At 34.6% G+C, this 18,784-nt stretch carries 18 protein-coding genes and 1 tRNA gene; 4 read left to right on the top strand and 15 right to left on the bottom strand.

Annotated features, from left to right (window positions below; genetic code table 11):
• Positions 1-25: 25 nt before the first annotated feature.
• The 4 genes from EHW90_RS03940 to EHW90_RS03925 form a co-directional block, all read right to left on the bottom strand.
• Complete coding sequence (locus EHW90_RS03940) at positions 26-1,225, bottom strand: NADP-dependent isocitrate dehydrogenase (protein ID WP_124951395.1); 1,200 nt, start codon at positions 1,223-1,225, stop codon at positions 26-28.
• An 8-nt stretch (positions 1,226-1,233) separates the two neighbouring features.
• Positions 1,234-1,605: a VOC family protein gene (locus EHW90_RS03935; RefSeq protein WP_124951393.1), complete on the bottom strand. Its 372-nt coding sequence runs from the start codon at positions 1,603-1,605 to the stop codon at positions 1,234-1,236.
• Between the two features lie 48 nt (positions 1,606-1,653).
• Positions 1,654-2,937 (bottom strand): serine--tRNA ligase, encoded by a 1,284-nt coding sequence (gene serS, locus EHW90_RS03930; RefSeq protein ID WP_124951391.1) that lies wholly within the window; start codon positions 2,935-2,937, stop codon positions 1,654-1,656.
• 254 nt (positions 2,938-3,191) lie between these two features.
• Positions 3,192-4,016, bottom strand: coding sequence for an amino acid ABC transporter substrate-binding protein (locus EHW90_RS03925; protein ID WP_124951389.1), 825 nt, complete (start codon positions 4,014-4,016; stop codon positions 3,192-3,194).
• A 199-nt stretch (positions 4,017-4,215) separates the two neighbouring features.
• Here EHW90_RS03925 and EHW90_RS03920 point away from each other — a divergent pair, with 199 nt between their 5' ends.
• Both EHW90_RS03920 and EHW90_RS03915 read left to right on the top strand, forming a co-directional pair.
• A complete protein-coding gene (locus EHW90_RS03920; protein ID WP_124951387.1) occupies positions 4,216-4,635 on the top strand; it encodes a pyridoxamine 5'-phosphate oxidase family protein in 420 nt (139 codons plus the stop codon).
• A gap of 137 nt (positions 4,636-4,772) precedes the next feature.
• Positions 4,773-5,075 carry a hypothetical protein gene (locus tag EHW90_RS03915; RefSeq protein ID WP_243113908.1) on the top strand — a complete coding sequence of 101 codons (303 nt, stop codon included), beginning with the start codon at positions 4,773-4,775 and terminating at the stop codon, positions 5,073-5,075.
• Between the two features lie 161 nt (positions 5,076-5,236).
• Here the strand turns inward: EHW90_RS03915 and EHW90_RS03910 are convergent, their stop codons facing one another.
• Positions 5,237-5,602, bottom strand: a complete 366-nt coding sequence (locus EHW90_RS03910) for a hypothetical protein (protein WP_124951385.1) — start codon at positions 5,600-5,602, stop codon at positions 5,237-5,239.
• Positions 5,603-5,802: 200 nt separating this feature from the next.
• Positions 5,803-7,569: a zinc-ribbon domain-containing protein gene (locus EHW90_RS03905; RefSeq protein ID WP_124951383.1), complete on the bottom strand. Its 1,767-nt coding sequence runs from the start codon at positions 7,567-7,569 to the stop codon at positions 5,803-5,805.
• A 195-nt stretch (positions 7,570-7,764) separates the two neighbouring features.
• Here EHW90_RS03905 and EHW90_RS03900 point away from each other — a divergent pair.
• A tRNA-Ser gene (locus EHW90_RS03900) sits at positions 7,765-7,854 on the top strand.
• Positions 7,855-7,928: 74 nt separating this feature from the next.
• On the opposite strand, the gene EHW90_RS03895 is transcribed toward EHW90_RS03900, so the two are convergent.
• The 7 genes from EHW90_RS03895 to EHW90_RS03865 form a co-directional block, all read right to left on the bottom strand.
• Entirely contained in the window at positions 7,929-8,135 is a 207-nt protein-coding gene (locus EHW90_RS03895) for an aminomethyltransferase beta-barrel domain-containing protein (protein ID WP_243113907.1), read from the bottom strand.
• Positions 8,136-8,220: 85 nt separating this feature from the next.
• Positions 8,221-10,581: a YobI family P-loop NTPase gene (locus EHW90_RS03890; RefSeq protein ID WP_124951381.1), complete on the bottom strand. Its 2,361-nt coding sequence runs from the start codon at positions 10,579-10,581 to the stop codon at positions 8,221-8,223.
• Between the two features lie 161 nt (positions 10,582-10,742).
• Positions 10,743-12,023, bottom strand: coding sequence for a DUF6688 domain-containing protein (locus EHW90_RS03885; protein WP_124951379.1), 1,281 nt, complete (start codon positions 12,021-12,023; stop codon positions 10,743-10,745).
• Between the two features lie 45 nt (positions 12,024-12,068).
• On the bottom strand, positions 12,069-13,160 hold the full coding sequence (gene mnmA, locus EHW90_RS03880; protein ID WP_124951377.1) for a tRNA 2-thiouridine(34) synthase MnmA: 1,092 nt from the start codon (positions 13,158-13,160) through the stop codon (positions 12,069-12,071).
• A 59-nt stretch (positions 13,161-13,219) separates the two neighbouring features.
• The gene (locus EHW90_RS03875) at positions 13,220-13,702 is read right to left on the bottom strand and encodes a hypothetical protein (RefSeq protein ID WP_124951375.1); all 483 of its coding nucleotides are present in this window, start codon (positions 13,700-13,702) and stop codon (positions 13,220-13,222) included.
• Positions 13,703-13,710: 8 nt separating this feature from the next.
• Positions 13,711-14,724 carry a hypothetical protein gene (locus EHW90_RS03870; protein WP_243113906.1) on the bottom strand — a complete coding sequence of 338 codons (1,014 nt, stop codon included), beginning with the start codon at positions 14,722-14,724 and terminating at the stop codon, positions 13,711-13,713.
• Positions 14,714-15,208: a hypothetical protein gene (locus EHW90_RS03865; protein ID WP_124951371.1), complete on the bottom strand. Its 495-nt coding sequence runs from the start codon at positions 15,206-15,208 to the stop codon at positions 14,714-14,716. Before EHW90_RS03865 ends, EHW90_RS03870 begins: the two co-directional genes overlap by 11 nt.
• Positions 15,209-15,328: 120 nt before the next feature.
• Here EHW90_RS03865 and EHW90_RS03860 point away from each other — a divergent pair, with 120 nt between their 5' ends.
• Entirely contained in the window at positions 15,329-16,462 is a 1,134-nt protein-coding gene (locus EHW90_RS03860; RefSeq protein ID WP_124951369.1) for a cysteine desulfurase family protein, read from the top strand.
• Between the two features lie 41 nt (positions 16,463-16,503).
• Here EHW90_RS03860 and EHW90_RS03855 read toward each other — a convergent pair whose 3' ends face one another.
• Positions 16,504-16,956: a hypothetical protein gene (locus tag EHW90_RS03855; RefSeq protein ID WP_124951367.1), complete on the bottom strand. Its 453-nt coding sequence runs from the start codon at positions 16,954-16,956 to the stop codon at positions 16,504-16,506.
• A gap of 49 nt (positions 16,957-17,005) precedes the next feature.
• Entirely contained in the window at positions 17,006-18,778 is a 1,773-nt protein-coding gene (locus EHW90_RS03850; RefSeq protein ID WP_124951365.1) for a bifunctional homocysteine S-methyltransferase/methylenetetrahydrofolate reductase, read from the bottom strand.
• Positions 18,779-18,784 lie beyond the last annotated feature (6 nt).

Raw genomic sequence — 18,784 nt, 5'->3', positions numbered from 1 at the left:
CTCCCGAAAGGAAACTGCCATATATTTATTGCAAATGCTTTGCAATCTCATGTATAAACTCTTCACTGTTTAAAACTGTTATATTCTCCAATGTTGATATTGCACCGAGGTCTCCTGTCATCTTGCCGGACTCTATAGTATCAATTGTAGCCTTCTCAAGTCTGTTTGCAAAGTCAATCAAATCAGGAAGATTATCAAGTTCTCCTCTTTTTCTTAGTGCACCGCTCCATGCAAATATGGTTGCAACCGAATTGGAAGATGTAGGCTCACCCTTCAGATACTTGTAATAATGTCTCTGAACTGTACCATGTGCCGCCTCATACTCATAGCAGCCGTCAGGGGAAACCAGTACCGAAGTCATCATAGCCAGTGAACCGAAAGCGGATGAAAGCATATCGCTCATAACATCTCCGTCATAGTTCTTGCAAGCCCAGATAAATCCGCCTTCGGACTTCATCACTCTTGCCACGGCATCGTCTATAAGCGTATAGAAATATGTAATTCCCGCCTTTTCAAACTTCTCCTTGTACTCTGCATTGTATATCTCTTCAAAGATATCTTTAAATGTATGGTCATACTTCTTTGATATGGTATCCTTTGTAGCAAACCACAAATCCTCTTTTTGATTCAGAGCATATTCAAAGCAGGCCTTTGCAAAACTTTCAATGGAAGAATCCAAATTGTGAACTCCCTGTGTAATTCCCGCACCCTTAAACTCATGTATCAGACTCCTTGTTTCATTGCCCTCACTGTCTGTGTACACAAGCTCAACCTTACCCGGTTTTTCAATAATCATCTCCGTATTTTTGTATACATCACCATAGGCATGACGGGCAATGGTTATAGGCTTTTTCCATGTTCTGACATTCGGCTCAATCCCATTTACCAATATAGGTTTTCTGAACACCGTACCGTCTAAGATAGCTCTTATAGTACCGTTTGGAGATTTCCACATCTCCTTTAAGTCATATTCTTTTACTCTGGCGGCATTCGGAGTAATGGTAGCACATTTTACAGCCACACCTAGCCTCTTTGTAGCATTGGCGGACTCTACAGTTACCCTGTCATCAGTCTCATCTCTGTGTTTTAATCCAAGGTCATAGTATTCACTCTTTAAATCCACAAAAGGAAGTATAAGTTCATCCTTTATCATCTTCCACAGGATTCTTGTCATCTCATCTCCATCCATCTCAACAAGTGGAGTAATCATCTGTATCTTTGCCATATTTACCTCTATAATTTACTTGGTACAATCTCAATCCAATATCCGTCAGGGTCGTTTATAAAATAAATACCCATATCAGGGTTTTCATAGCATATAACGCCCATCTTCTCATGAAGCTCATGAGCCGCCTTCATATCCTCTGTAGCCATAGCAAGGTGATACTCAAGTTCTCCGAGATTATAAGGTTCTTTTCTGTCTCTTAAATATGTAAGCTCAAGCTCAAAGCCTGTCTTTTTATCTCCAAGATATACTAAAGTAAATGAACCGTCCTGTGCGTCTTTTCTTCTTACAGGCTCAAGTCCGAGAGCTTCTTTATAAAACTTCAAACTTCTTTCCAAATCAAGAACGTTAAAATTAAAATGTGCAAACGAAAAATTCAAAAAAGTCTCCTTTCAAAAATACACCCTGCATACACAGGGCGTAAACCATTATTTTCCTATAACTGCTTTTCCACCCATATAAGGTCTTAAAACCTCAGGTATTCTGATGCTTCCATCCTCATTGAGATTGTTCTCAAGGAATGCGATAAGCATACGAGGCGGTGCTACAACAGTATTGTTAAGTGTATGTGCAAAGTACTTGTTGCCGTCGGCATCCTTTACTCTGATTCTAAGTCTTCTTGCCTGTGCATCTCCGAGGTTTGAACAGCTTCCTACTTCAAAGTACTTTTTCTGTCTTGGTGACCATGCTTCAACATCACATGACTTTACCTTAAGATCCGCCAAATCACCTGAACAGCACTCAAGCGTTCTTACAGGAATATCCAATGATCTGAAAAGATCTACAGTATTTTGCCACAGTTTGTCATACCACATCTTTGACTCTTCAGGCTTACAAACAACTATCATCTCCTGCTTCTCAAACTGGTGGATACGATAAACACCTCTCTCCTCGATACCGTGTGCTCCCTTCTCTTTTCTAAAGCAAGGTGAGTAAGATGTAAGTGTATAAGGAAGCTTAGCCTCGTCATTCATAGTATCAATGAACTTTCCGATCATTGAATGCTCACTTGTACCTATAAGATAGAGGTCCTCTCCTTCAATCTTATACATCATGGCATCCATCTCGGCAAAGCTCATTACTCCTGTTACAACTTCTGATCTGATCATGAAAGGAGGTACACAGTATGTAAATCCTCTGTCAATCATAAAATCTCTTGCATATGATATTACTGCAGAATGAAGTCTTGCTATATCTCCCATTAGATAATAGAATCCGTTTCCTGCAACCTTTCTTGCACTGTCAAGGTCGATTCCGTTCAGTTTTTCCATTATGTCGGTATGATACGGTATCTCAAAATCAGGAACAAAAGGCTCACCGAACTTTTCGATTTCTACATTCTCACTGTCATCCTTACCTATCGGTACGCTCGGATCGATAATGTTCGGAATGGTCATCATATCCTTTTTGATCTTCTCTTCAAGCTCGGCTTCAACAGGCTCAAGTTTTGCAAGTTGCTCTCCAAGGCTTGCTACAGATGCCTTTACCTGCTCGGCCTCTTCTTTCTTGCCCTGTGCCATAAGTGTACCGATTTCTTTTGAAATCTTGTTTCTCCTTGATCTAAGCTCATCAGCCTCTACTTTTGTCTTTCTGAGCTTCTCATCAAGCTCGATAACCTCATCAACTAACGGGAGTTTGAAATCCTGAAATTTATTCTTGATATTCTGTCTTACGACATCCGGATTTTCTCTTAAAAACTTAATGTCAATCATGGCTTCCCCTTCTTCTACATATCTGTTACTTATTTAGACGATATCTGACGATATCCCATATGAAAAAAGTATACATCAAATAAGCTTTTATGTCTATTCTAAGTTGGAAGCAAGTTGACTGTGATATAGACTTGATAAACTCTTTTCCATATTGTATTAATGTCATATACTTTACAACATTTAAACGCAATAAAAAGTACATGTTATTTGTTAATTTTATGGTTCAGGTAAATTATTGTTCACTACATATGCTGTTACTCTAATGTAGTAACATCTTTACCGAACCATTTCTCAGAAATACTCTTTAATGTACCGTCTGCCTTCATCTCTTCAAGTGCCATCTGTACCTCATCCCTCAACATTGTATTTCCAAGTTTAAATCCTACCGCATATTCTTCACTTGAAACCGGCTTATCCAAAACTTTGAAGCCTTCTCCACCTCTTTTTGTGATCTGATAATTTGCCACTACGCTATTCATAGCCAAAGCATCCACACCACCCATTTCAAGATCCATAAAACCTGTGTTAAAATCAGCCACAGTCTGTAATTTACCGAATGTACCTGACAGTTCTGTATTTTCTTTTAATACCGCTTCGGCTGACGAATCCATCTGAACCTCCACCGTTTTTCCTGCTAAATCCTCAAACGAATTGATATCGGAATCAGATCTTACCACAAATACCTGATCATTTTTCATATATGGCTTTGTCCATGTATATTTATCTTCTCTGTTCTTTGTACTGAAGCCGTTCCAAATACAGTCAATATTACCGGATGTGAGTTCCATATCTTTTGCATCCCAGGCTATAGGCTGATACTTTATCTTTTTTCCCAGTCGCTTTGCCACCTCCGCTGCCAGGTCCAAATCAAATCCGGTAAATTCCCCGTCATCTCCAACAAACCCCATAGGTGGAAAATCTTTATCAAATCCCACCGTAAAAGTTGTATTAGCGTCTGTGCCTGCAATAGAAGTCTCATCTGTCAACTTACTTTCTGCTGCACTTGTGTCCGTTGATGCTGATGAACAGCCTACCAACATAATTGTTGCTAAAATTCCAAGTAAATAAATTTTTTTCATAAATACACCTCATAACTTTCTTTACTGCATTACCTTAACGCTTTCTTATGGTAGCATGCTAAAGTGTAACTGTCAACGTTTTATTTCTCTACTACGGTAAAGCGTTGAAATATTATATACTCATATGAAAAAATCTGTTATACTAATCATATTTAAATACATATTGTATTATTCATTTATTATAGAAACGGAGGTTTTCATGGACACAATAAAAGAATTCAAAAGAATTATGGATACACAGACTGAAATTGCTTTGGCAACTATAGGAATAGACGGCACTCCGAATGTAAGAATAGTCAACTATTACTTTAACCATACAAATAATGTCATATACTTTGCGACATTTAAAGATAATGAAAAAGTACATGAAATGGAACAAAACCGAAACGTCGCCTTTACCACAATCCCCAAAAAAGACAATGAGCATATAAAGGCAAGAGGAATTGCACTAAGAAGCGAAAAAACCGTTTTTGATTTGGCGGATTGCTTTTGTGACAAGATACCCGGCTATAAAAATACTATAGACTTTGCCGGAGATTCATTGATATTATATGAAATACACTTTAAAACAGCCACGGTTACTTTGGATTTGTCCGATATTCAAACTGTTACGTTATAAAAGAGGGGCTGACAAGGCAACCTAAATATAAGTCAAAATGTAACGGTAAAAGATATATTGGAAGGAGGATAAATAAAAGTATAAAAAAATAATAGGACAGGGATAAGTGATTTTAGTTTTTTTGAGGAGAAATTATAATGAAAAAAATAAAGCTGTTTTCTAATCTGATTTTAACAGCAGGTCTTATAATACTTATAACGGCTTTTATGGAGCAAGTCGGTATTATACATTTCGCACATATATCTATAAATCCTTATGATGTGAATACTCTTGAACAAATGAATTTTCATGATAGATTTATAATTTGTATAATTCTTGTAGCATATTTAATGATAGTTTTATCTGCAATTTTAAAAATATATTTCTTATATAGAGCTGCTAAAGTTAAAGATGATGTTATTCAAGTAAAAAAAAAAGACATTCAAAGTATTTATGGTTAATATTTAAATCTATAGTGATTGTATTTATACTGATAATGATAGTCCTCACTTTACTTATTATTTTATTAAATTCAATTGATTGTGGCAACATTCCAAGCTAACATAATTCATAATTCCACAGAAAATACATTAAAATGCTAAAATAATAGAGCACTGATTAATCAGTACTCTACTATCTTAGTAATAGGTCTACCATAATCACGGCCTTTAAAAGTTATAGATACATGGTGAGAATCTATCCACACAATTGAAAGGCGGTTTGATGGTTTTGCTAAAGCCGACCCTTCATCTTCACCAAATTCCACTTCGGTTTTAAATAACTTATTTGAGTTAGGGTATTTGATGTATATAGTACTGGTCGAGGAACGCATATCACCTGTTGTTTGTGCAACAAGATATACTCCATACGGAGATTTTGGTTCAAGTTTTGTATATGAATTAAAATCCTCCCATAGATATATTCCAAAAACAATAATCAATATCAAAATAAAAATAGTGAGTTTTTGATACCTTTCTATAAATGCCATCTTAAAACTCCTTCCTTAGGAATGATTATTCTAATATGATTTTTCAAAAAAATCAATATTCTCACTTTTAAAAACAAAAAACCTAGCCACTGTCACTTTGGATTTGTCCGATATTCAAACGATTACGTTATAAAAGAGGGGCTGACTGTCAGCCCCCTTTTTATACTGTTATTTACAATCGTTCGTATAATGAAACTATATTATTCCCCGAACTGCTTTAAACCGTCACTTACCTGATGCTCATATATTTTATCGCGACTACTTATAAGATTCTTGTACATTTCATTACCGTCTGTATATCCTCTTGTTGTATCCCAAGTGTTTGGAAGACTCAAAAAGTTAAGAGCAACATCCGATCTGTTTGCCGTTAAAAAGTCCTCATCACTTAATTTCATTACATATGAATATTCCACCGGATAATAAATGGTAGTGGTAGGGAATTTACCGTTGGCATCGGATAAATTTGCAGAGAACACTACATAGTATATATTTGTACCGTTGAACTGTTCCTGATCGTCTGAAGTATACAGCAAATACTCTCCTACAAACTGTATATCGGATACCTGCATATTCGGTTTATAATCCTTGGCAATGTAAGCATCCAAAGTCAGTCTTGCCTGATCCTGTAAAGACTTTCTGTACTCATCCGTCATATCCTCAAGCTTATGCACATATGACTCGTGTTCAAACTTTTCAAATCCGTCCCCTGCCGTCACACTTTCACTTCTATATCGCTCAAGAAAATCATGTGGACGCTTATATCCTTTTGATTCCTTTGAATCTCCTGTGACATAGCTTGACTTTCCTATAATCTCAGGACCGCTCTTATAAGTTACTTTATCTGTCAACATCAATGTCCTGAAAGCTACAGGATAATACATCTTGGTGGTTACATACTTACTGTCTGTACTTGTAAGTACTCTGCTGTAGACAATATACAATCCGTTATATACTTCATCCAAATCGGTCTTCAGTACATAACCCTCATACTTAAGATCTGAAAGTGTAGTACCTTCGCCGTATGCACTGTCCGTATATTCCTTTACAACCTCTTTTGCCTTATCGTTTACTTCTTTTATGAAATCCTGAGGTAATTCACTGTACTGTGTTACATAAGTTTCAAGCCCGGATACAGTGTAAGTTTGGCTCATTTTCTCAGGTATTCTTCCGTATCTGTCTGCCATAGAAGCTATTTGATCTTCATCGAGATTAAGGCTTACGGTAACAGTATCATTATTTTTCAGTTTATCAAACTTATCAAGTTTAAAATTGTTTTTATTCAATGTATCATTACCGCTGTAAGCAATCTCGGCCTTACCGTTCGGTGCAATTCCCGAAAAACTTAACTTTACATTTTCAAACGGATCGAATTTACTCAATTCATTTAAATTTTTTATTTCAAATTCTCCGTCCTTATACTTTAACTTATAATTTATACTTTTTGTTGTATCATCAGATACCTTCCATGTGTACTTAACCTTGTCACCGTTACTTAATTTCTCAGACTTGTCAAGACTTATTTCCGATACGGCATCACGAAGAACCGACATCGGTTCAAATGCATAGGTCAAAACTCCGTACTCTTTCTTACCCTTACTGCTGTACTTTACCTTTTTCCCGTAATCCTTTTCAAGTTTGTCCCAATCAACACTTATACTTGCCTTTCCGTATCCGTCATACCCGCTTGACTCGAAACTTATATACTTGTTCAGATCAATTACTTTGCTCGAATTCATAGCGAATGCAACTATCACTATAATAAACAGAACCGCTACGGCACCTACCGCACCGAAAATAATATTCTTAGGTAGTTTTTTAGGACTTCCCGGACTACCTGTAGGATTAGATACCTTAGATTCGGTGTTACTTTGGCTTTGCTGCTTATTCACGCTCTCAAGGGCAGCACCACAACTCTCACAAAACTTTGCTCCGTCAGCATTCATAGAACCACAATTTTTACAACGCATGTCAAACCCTCCTGTGATATTTATTGTTGCTAATATCATACTATAAATTGTCTGTTTTTTCAATCTAATTATATTTTTCTAACAATGATATTTTCATTACTATGTGAGTTTCTTCTATATTATATATAATTATTGTGAAATTCTTAATATTTATTAAGGTTGATTTAATGCGCATTTTAATGTATAATATGTCTTGGAGGTGTATCGAAGCGGTCATAACGAGCCTGACTCGAAATCAGGTTGTCACTTTTTCGTGGCACGAGAGTTCGAATCTCTTCGCCTCCGTGAAAAGCGATTGCTCCGTCAAGTGAAGCAATCGCTCTTTTAATATCTGTTAATATTATATTTTAATCAATTTTCTATATAATTGCTCCGCTACAAAGTACAAGTCCGCTATCATCATACAGTACAACCACCTGTCTCAGTGTGATTGCTCTTACATTTTCATCAAAGTCTATTCTTATCCTGTCTTCTCCGAGTACCTTGACTGTGCAGTGTTCACCCTTATGTGAATATCTTATCTTTCCGATGTCTCTCATACCGCCATAAAACTTCTCAACCGCCATGGCGTTCAATTTATCGGCTTCCAGACTGTATCCGAAAATATCCTAATTTTCACCTATTACAACTTCATTTGTCTCAGGTTGTATCTCAGCGACAAAGGCTTTCTATATCATCATCTTTAAGACTTACAATCTTCGAAATTTCATCAAAATCAACACCTATAACATTCACATTTTTTATAAAATTATCCAATTCTTTCTTTATTGTATTCATGTATTCAACTGCCTCTTTATACCTTGTATCGTCTACCTCACACTCCATATACCTGTACATTTTATCATATATATCACCATATATGTCATATATTTGGTCTATTATATATGTATTTTTACCATATTCCAAATATTTTTTTATAGATTTTAACTTGTTTCCTTCTGTATATTTATTTATAAGAATTGAAATTAAAATATAATTAAATTTTTTTACATATTTATCATTAAAAAACTCCTCTGTATAAACTATAAGTTCTCCACTATTAATTCTTGTATCTGCTTTAGATTTAAAATAATCCAAAACTTTACAAAACAAATCTTCATTATTATATAATAGTATATTAAAATACTTCCCTTCTAATTCTAAATCAATACTATCTAAGTCAAAATACTTCCCTTCTAATTCTAAATCAATACTATCTAAGACCTCCCTTAAATCTTCATACTTTTCATTAATAGTAATAGATTCAGTAATAGCTATCACATTATCAATCATATCTTTCTCTAAGCAAGTTTTAAATATATTAATATTAAGTATATTATCAAGCATAAAATCGTCTTTATTTAATCGTTTAATAATTAAATCAGGTGTCTCAATATCTAACAAAACATCAAGAGATCTGCCTTCTTTCAGACCCTTTATATAAATTATATCATTTCTCTTCAATAAGTTTGATGTATCTGCTTTATATAAATCTACTATAAATTTACCGTAGCTATTGTCTAAGAATCCATTTACAATTAAAAATCGAACGAAATCAAAATATCGACTTTCTAAACTATCCCATCCTTTTTTTGAAAATAATTCTTCCTTTTCTTTATCGGATAATCTGGAAATTATTGTTTTATAGCTAGTATTATTGTAATTTTTTGCTTCCAGTTTCTCAAATATAGCATTTATATATCCTCTATTTTCCTGTAAAAGTTCAAATTCGTTAGGCAATATATTTTTTAATGTGATTAACGCAAATAGAATGTCGTTATTCAAATAAGGATACTCTGATGACGCGTCCATACTTGAATTCTTACTTTCCAATTGTAATATTCTGGAATATATGATATATTCATTTACTATATTTTTAATAAGCCTCATATCATCTACATATAAAGCAACATCGGCTAATATAGTCACTTCTTCCACTATTCCATTATCCTTTAAAAATTTGTCAATATGATATTCCGATATAAAAGAATTCACAATAGGCACAATAGGTATAATGAAATCAAAAAACTTCGTTCTGTTTTTAGAGAAAAATATACCATCCTTTAACAAATATATAAATCGAACCGGATTATCTTTACCATTTATTTTTACATAGTTATTTAATATAAAGTTTAGTTCTCGTAGTTTTGTATAAATAGATATGTCATTATATCTATCTAAATCTTCAAAAACAACTATTTCTGTACCAGAACTTCCCAATAAGTATACCAGTTCCTTTATGTCTCTATCTAATACTGTTTCATCACCCATATCATTATTCATATCTGCTTCCGTACCGTTAAATGATATCTTAGAAACTCTAAATTTATTACCTCTATAAAAAGTATAAAAAAAGTAATACAGTGGTAAAAGAAAAAATATAAGACATGGAATAATCCACAACATTTCATCTGATCTTTCTGGCAGATCTCTAAATAAATGCTTTAGTATACCCTTAAAAAAAGGAGTTAATAAATCATTAAAAATTATTAAATCCTTAAAAATAGGAATTAAATCATTACGTAATTTCCAAAGTAGTATTGAGCAAATAATTGAAAGAAATGCCAAGAAATGCCGGAAAATACTCCATTTACTTTTATTCGACTTAAAACAATATTTACTAAGCGGTATTTTATTTGGATCTATCTGAGATAATATTTGATTTATAATTTGCCTTTCTACTCTATTCTCATCATCTATACCACCGGCTTTTTTACTTTCATCACCAAATAAACCTTCAGTTCCATCAGCATCTGAATTGTTAAGCTTAGTCTCAGACGCTTCCTTTTGTCTATTATCGTCATCTTTAATATAATTTTCATATTTGCCCAATGAGACGTTAATGACATTATTTAATTTACTTTTATTAACATATGTATTCCATACTGTACTCTTCCCGGCACCATATATACCTGTAATAGCAATATTTTTTATATCATTATTGCCAAAAGCATAGTCAAGTGCTTCTGTATATATTTTATTATTTTCATCCAGCACTTCAGAAGTAAGTGCATTAAACTTATTCTTTCCCATAAATTACATCCCATATTTTATTATATGTATTCCATATATTTATTGTATTTATATAACTATATGTCCTATTTCTAATACAACGAAATCACTCGCTATCTTATCATTCAAAAGTTGTTTCATAGCTGTTATTCGAATATAAAAACTAATAAATACAAACTTAATTAACTGCTACTTCCATTTTTCCCCATATACTGGGTCGCTATTCTGTTTTCCGGATGCACATCACTCATATATATTATCGCTAAGAATATCCACTCCAAAGGCTTCATCAAAATATATATAATATCTGCAATCCATTTGCTCTTTATAAGTCTTGCAACGGGGAAGCCGTAGCGATCATATACTCCCCTCACAAGTTTGTGGAAACGAGGTATTTTCTCCTCTAAAATCTGTTCAAAGGCATTGGCTATACAGAGCTGTCTGTTTACTATAACCTCGTGACCGTGACGGATTCCTTTTCTTACAGGCTTTACCACTTTTCTGTGCCCGCCTGCCGCTACAGTGCAAAGGTAATGCTCATCATATTCGATATTTTGAGGTGCTTCCTTTAGTGACAATGTCCAATCTGCAGTTTCGGTCCATGCCTTTATAACGGAATCAGGTGCCTGACCGAAAAGCAGCAGTATTCCTATTATTATTCCAAGCAAAGGAAACATAAAGATAATTGCATATATAGGCCAAAGTTTTGAATTTGACAGTATTTTATCTGCAAAATTTAAAAGCGGATTGCTTTGTATTTTTGTTCTCTCCATTTCATATTCCTGCCATTCATGAACCTTTGAAATTACAGTTCTTGCAACAATGCAGATAATACAAACAGGGTAAACAAGGAGGTATACATCAAGCAAATTGTCACCCGATAAATCGCCCTTAAAAACCTGTACCGTAAAGACAAGCACTTCAATTACCCAAAGATACATTGCAGACATTGAAATAATTGCCATCAAAGGCGGTATTTTCTTTAAAGGCCTGACTCTCAGATAAAAGTACCCTGCAATACCGATTATAAAAATAAAAATAATTATGGGTGCCGTTTCGGAAAAAATCGGTGTATGCTTTTCCAGATTCTTTAGCTGTACACTCCAGTCAGAACCTGTGACATATTTTCCTTCTGTAAGGTACAAAAATTCCAATATCAAACCATACCATATAGCAACCTGATCAAATCTTATAAAAGGTTTTAGAAGTTTCTTTTTTGCCTCAAGATACAAAAGTAAAATATGATACCCCGTCAAAACTATCGGGTAAACAAATATTAAAGACGCAAAGAAACTCCATACAATTGATGTCTGTAAAGATTCCGGTAAACTAAGCCTACCTAAACCGTAACCATATGGTCTTAAAGACTCTGCAAACTGATACATTACAAAAAGTATCATTGCGATTATGTAGCTTATAACCATGCTTGATATTAAAGATATTCTACAAAGGTATTTTTTCATATCTCTGTAACCTTTCTGTTTTACAGCTTATATAGTGTCTTGCAATTAATCGCATCTTCCTATAATTGTTCCGCCACCAAGTACAAGTCCGCTTTCATCATACAGTACAACCGCCTGTCCAGGTGTGATTGCTCTTACCTTTTCATCAAAGTCTATTCTTATCCTGTCTTCTCCGAGTACCTTGACTGTGCAGTGTTCACCCTTATGTGAATATCTTATCTTTCCTACAGCTCTCATGCCGTCATAAAACTTCTCAACCGCCATGGCATTGAGATTGTCGGCTTCCAGACTGTATCCGAAAACATCCTCATTTTCACCTATTACAACTTCGTTTGTCTCAGGTCTTATCTCGGTAACAAATATAGGATGCCCCAGCGCTATACCAAGTCCTTTTCTCTGTCCGATTGTATAGTGAAGTATTCCCTTATGCTTTCCAAGTATCTCTCCGTCAGCAGTCACAAAGTTTCCCTCAGGCATCTTTTTTCCTATTTCGTTTTCCACAAATGAGGCATAGTCATTGTCCGAAACAAAGCAAATCTCCTGACTGTCGGGCTTATTTGCCACTCTGAGATTGAACTTCTTTGCAATCTCTCTGATTTCATCCTTTTCATAATCTCCCACAGGCATCAATGTTCTTGAAAGCTGCTCCTGTGTTAGATTATAAAGTGCATAGGTCTGATCCTTGGCACTTGTTTTTGATGTTCTGAGTGCATATCTTCCGTTTTCAAGCTTTTCTATTCTTGCATAATGCCCTGTAGCAATATAATCCGCCCCAAGCATCATACTTCTCTCTAAAAGAGATTCCCATTTTACATATCTGTTGCAGGCAATACATGGATTGGGTGTCCTTGCCTGCACATATTCATTTACAAAATAATCTATTACCTTATCTTTGAATTCATCTCTGAAATTCATTACATAATAAGGTATGCCGATATCTCTTGCCACTCTTCTGGCATCATCCACAGCTGAAAGTCCACAACAGCCTCCGCTGCCTGACATATCCTCTTCATCTTCACTTTGCCATATCTGCATAGTCACACCTGTGACATCATATCCGGCTTCTTTTAAAAGATAGGCTGCCACTGAGGAGTCCACTCCACCGGACATACCTACCACTACTTTTTTCTTTTCCATATAGTCTCCAAAATTAAAATCTATGCTTGATAGTATATCATATACTTGTATCAATTATACTATAAAGTCTTCGGATCAAGATCATACCAATTCCCAAGCCATATTTCTTTTTCATATATCCTGTCAATATCTTCTTTTGTATATAAATAATCTGCTTCCCCTTTAAATATATCTTCCGGAAACAGTTTAAAATATTCATGTAAAAAATTCAAATACATAAAACCTCGGTCACCGCTTCCCTCAATATATACATATCTATAGTAGTCTATCTTTTTTCCGGAAGAATCTTCTACTGTAAAGCAATACGAATGCTCCCTTTTTATTATATTAATATACATAATTGCCCATGAAGATCTGTCATCCAAATACCATCTGAAATCATCATCATAATCCGGTTTATTTACGGAAAACATATAACAATTACCATAATCATATAAAGATTCCGAAGTAAACCCTCTTGACATCAGTATATTTACAATATCTTTTATATCTCTAAAACTGTTATCATCTTTTCTTCTTAAAATTCCTACATCTCCAGCCATGATACCTGCTAAAATCTGTCCCTTTCTCTTTTCTTAAATATCCATTTTTCGTTTTTGTCCTTATTATTAAATATTTCATCAATCTGTGATTTTGTAAAGAAACAATCGTTATCAATGTAGAAAATATCATCCGAAAACTTATTTAAATAGCTATGTACTATTTCAAGCACCTGCATCTCTTTTCCTATAAGATCGGTAATCCTAAAATATGTCTCAAAGTCCATCTGTTTTATTTCATCTGTAGGGATATCTGTCATCTGAGTGTTACAATATATTTCAATAATCTTTTTATTATTACATTTTGCATATAAAATATTGTAACTCTCTCTTTTTATATTTACTATATTTTTGCAATGCGCTTTTTTTAAAGCTCTTATCACCCTATAAGCCGTGCCGAATTTTGAATTTTTTCTTTTACCGATTATCCTTCCCTCATACCTCAGTTCAACACTCTTTTCTCCCCTATGTCTTGTATCTGTTATATTCCCCATACCGCCCATATAAGATATGGTTGTTGTTAAAAATATATTTATATATTCAGATATACTTTTGATACTGTATAGTGGTCTATACATCCAGTTTTTATCATGTTTTCCTTTATAAATACTGTCTATCATCGCTTTATTATAGTATCTTCCATTGTCCACATAAAAGATATCATTGGGATTCTCCTCTAAATATCTGTGCAACAATTCAAGAATAATCAGTTCTTTCCCATATATATTTGAAAAACGATAATATGTCTCAAGCCCCAGTTCATTTGCTCTTTCGGTCGGTATTTCAAAATTTCTTTCATAGTTGTACACCTCTATCATATGCTCTGCATCATTAAAGAACAAAATATCATTCTCCTCTTTCATATATGATATACTGTACACATATTTATCAAATGAAAATCGCATACTGTAGCCCATATCTATAAGAATATCATCTACCGTATATGCTGTCTGCATCTTATCAACACCGGCTTTTCCCAGTATTCTACCTTCAAATCTCATAATCACCTCAATATTATTGCTCATCGGGATCTACATATATCCATTCGACTTTCCACTCTTTTTTATTATAAATCTTATCTATGTCAGCTTTAGTATAAAAATGTTTATCCTTTGAATAACAGTTCCAAAGTACATCCTCAGGTACAAGTTTAAAATATTCATGAAAAAAATTTAAAAGCATAAAAGATCTGCCCGATATTTTTTCAAAGTCAAAATAATCTCTATAACCTTTAAACCTCTCCGGAAAATCCCTTATCCTCTCATTAGACCACCAATCATCTGACGGTTTTAAGTCTACATTTGCAAGAATACTGTCGGCATCATCCTCCAAAAACCATGGTAGTTCATCATCAAACATTGGTTTATTTATTGAGAGATTATGATATCTTCCTTTATCATATGCCACACAGTTGGTATAGCCTCTTGACATAAATATATTTATTATGTTTTTTACATCCTGAATATTTCCTTCTCCGTTTTTTCTTAAAATATCAACGCTCCAGCCCATATATCACCTCTTTTTAAATATAGGATTTTTATACAATACTAATATTATACTTGTCAATTCAAATTCAATCATTTACTATTTTATTGTTAATACTATTTATAATTAAAGAACAGGAGTACTATGATATATATGGACAACGCCTCTACCACTGTGGTAGATAAGGAGGCTTTTGATATAGCAAAAAAATATTTATTTGAAAACTATGCAAATCCTTCATCAAGCTATTCTATGGCAAATGATGTAAAGGCTGATATGGAAGATGCCAGAGAGATGATTGCCGATATCCTCGGTGCAAGATATAATGAAATCTATTTTACTTCAGGCGGCAGTGAATCAAATAACTGGGCAATTCTAAAGGCTTGTGAACTTACGGAAAATAGGGGAAAGCATATCATCAGTTCAAAGATTGAGCATCACTCTGTACTGCATACACTCTCTTACCTTGAAAAAAAAGGATATGAAGTCACTTATCTAAGTACTGATGAAAAAGGGATTATTGATATAAATGAGCTTAAGTCTGCTATCCGAGAGGATACAGTCCTTATAAGCATAATGTTTGCAAACAATGAAATAGGCACTATAGAGCCGATTAAAGAGATTGGAAAGCTTGCCCATGAGCACAATATCTTATTCCACACCGATGCGGTACAGGCTGTAGGCCACCTTCCTATTGATGTAAATGAGCTGAATATAGATTTACTCAGTGCAAGCGGACATAAATTCCACTCTCCAAAGGGTGTCGGATTTTTATATATAAGAAGCGGTATCAAGCTTACATCTTTGATACATGGAGGCAGTCAGGAAAGAAATCGCAGAGCGGGTACAGAAAACACCTTTGGAATAGTGGCAATGGCAAATGCTATGAAAAACTGCTATGAACATCTAAAAGAAGACAATATACAGATGCAGACGCTAAGAGATGAACTACTATCGCTGATACTTAAAAATATAGAAGGTTCACATCTAAATGGGTGTATGCACAACAGGCTTAACAACAATATAAATATATATTTTGAAAATATCAACGGTGAATTACTTTTAATCCTGTTAAATCAAAATGGGGTCTGTGCCTCACTTGGTTCTGCCTGTACCACCGGTAGCATAGACCCTTCACATGTAATAATGGCTATTTCAAATGATAAAAAAAGAGCCTCATCATCACTTAGACTTACATTAAGTAAGTACACAACCAAAGATGAGGTGAATACTACATTTGAAGTACTAAAAAAATGTATAAATCAGCTTAGAAAATAAAAAATATCCAACAGCACCCTATGTTGGATATTTTATTTAGTTTATCTTTTCATGTTTTCTATATTATTGTTTAAAATCCAGCTAATATAATCTCCTCTTCTTCTGTCCAAACAGGCTGTAACCATAGTAATTGGGCATTTATATGTCTCTCCAATATAAGACGGATCTGTAAGTACCGGTAGCTTATAATATACATTTTTAGGATTATCCATAATCATATACCAATTTCCGCCTATATGTTTTCTAAACACCTCACCAACATAAACTCCGCATAAATCAAGTATATTATAAGTATTATTATATAATGTCTTATCTTCTATAATCTCACTTATCTTTTCATACTTTTTAAGCAACCAATCTTCCAAAGCATTTAGACTATCTATAGAATAATCTAAACATAGATTGTTTTCATTTGCAAACTCATTTGTAAAGTAATCCATCTTATCCGATATAAAAAATATCCAATTGTCAAAATCTTCTTTTGTATACGCCATATGCTTACCTCTTCAAACTCATATTATTAGTACAAAGCTATACTACCACTTATCTATTATCGCACACTTTCTTTACAGTCTTTATAAGTCTTTCCATTAAGTTTACTCTGTTTAAAACAGTAATAAGATAATATCCGTCCACCAGATCATAGATTTCATTTGCTATCTCTTTGGACATTGAAAGCGCAATCTCTTCCGCCTCTTCTCTTTCCTTACCGATATACTTTTCTACGATATCATCGGTAATATATATGCCGTTTACTTCACTTTGCATATATCTGGCGTTTCTCTCACTTACAATCGGAATGATTCCGCCCATTATCTTAATATCCAAGTTTTCCCTTGCAATCTTTAAATTCTCTATAGCCCTTTTTGTCAAAACCGGCTGAGTAAAGAGTACCTTTACACCGTTTTCCTGTTTTCTGACAGCTTTCTTTAGCTCCGCACTGAAATTCCTTGAGTTTACATTCAACGCACCGCAGATATTCATAGGGCTTTCAAATACATCATTATTCAAAGAATTGATAAAGTTTGCAAACTTCACCGAATTGAACTCAAATACCGATCTTATCTCATCTCTTTGAGCGTTAGGTATCGGGTCTCCCGTGATTACAAGGACATTGTCAACACCCATTGCATTGGCGCCCAGAAGCAGTCCTCTTGAAGCGTTTACATTCCTGTCTCTGCAAGTCATATGCGGAAGTACATCAAAGTCAAGCTCATTTCTCACTTTGCAGGCAAGCAGGCAGCTGTCCATTCTGGCTCTGGCTATAGGATTATCTGCAATAGTAATAATATCCGCACCTGCCGCCTTTATCTTTTTTGCATTGTCTATAAACTTTGTAATATTTGTATCTATAGGTGAGTCAAGTTCCACCGCTATAGGTTTTTGACCGAGATCAAGCTTTTCTTTGAATCTGTTGACTCTTATATTCTGTGCCGTGTTTTTCTCGGACTTTACCGCTCTTCTCGGCTTTATCAGTTTTCCGCTCATGCTCTTTTTTAACAGCTCTATATGCTTAGGTGTGGTTCCGCAACATCCACCTACAATATTTACACCCATCTCAAGAATGTCCTCTATCTGATTTGCAAAGTAATTGGCAAGTGAACTGTAGTAAACTCTGTCATCTCTGACTACAGGGTATCCCGCATTCGGCTTTGCAAAAAGATAAAGGCCCTTTGTATCCACATCCTTTAAAAGCTTTGCCATATGATTGGCTCCCGATACACAATTAAGTCCCACCGCATCAAAAACACCTGAGTTTGTAATCTCTGTAAACAATGCCTTATATTGATATCCTTCACTTGAATATCCGTCAGGCATCACTGCAAATGAGGCTGTTATAAAGGCGTCACTGCATTTTTCTTTGATATACTCGGCACTTAACACCATTCCGCTTGTGCTGCTTCTTGTCTCAAACAGAAAATTCTTTACTCCCTTTTCCAAGAAAATATCTATCAAAACCTTGTACTCTTCAAATGCAAGTTCATTACTGCCTGTATGTATCGGTCCTATATCCGCAAAGACATATGCTCTGTCCTTTGCGGCCTCATTTGCAATATCAATTCCTGCAACAACCACATCTTTTTGTAAATTTCTGTCTCCGTTGAACACATCAATGCCTACAGAAAAAGTATTTGTAAGTATCGCCTTTGCCCCGGCTTCGATATACTCATTATGAATACCCTTTATAAGTTCAGGATTTTTGATATTAGCAAGTTCACAGCCTATGCCGTCATCTGTAAGCTCATCATAGTATGTTCCCATTGCTCCGTCAAAGAGCAAAACATTGTTATTTAAATAGTCTCTAATATTTTCCATAATTTA

The sequence above is a fragment of the Lachnoanaerobaculum orale genome, assembly GCF_003862485.1.
GTDB lineage: Bacteria > Bacillota > Clostridia > Lachnospirales > Lachnospiraceae > Lachnoanaerobaculum > Lachnoanaerobaculum orale.
This window is presented reverse-complemented; position numbering and strand designations above follow the sequence as displayed.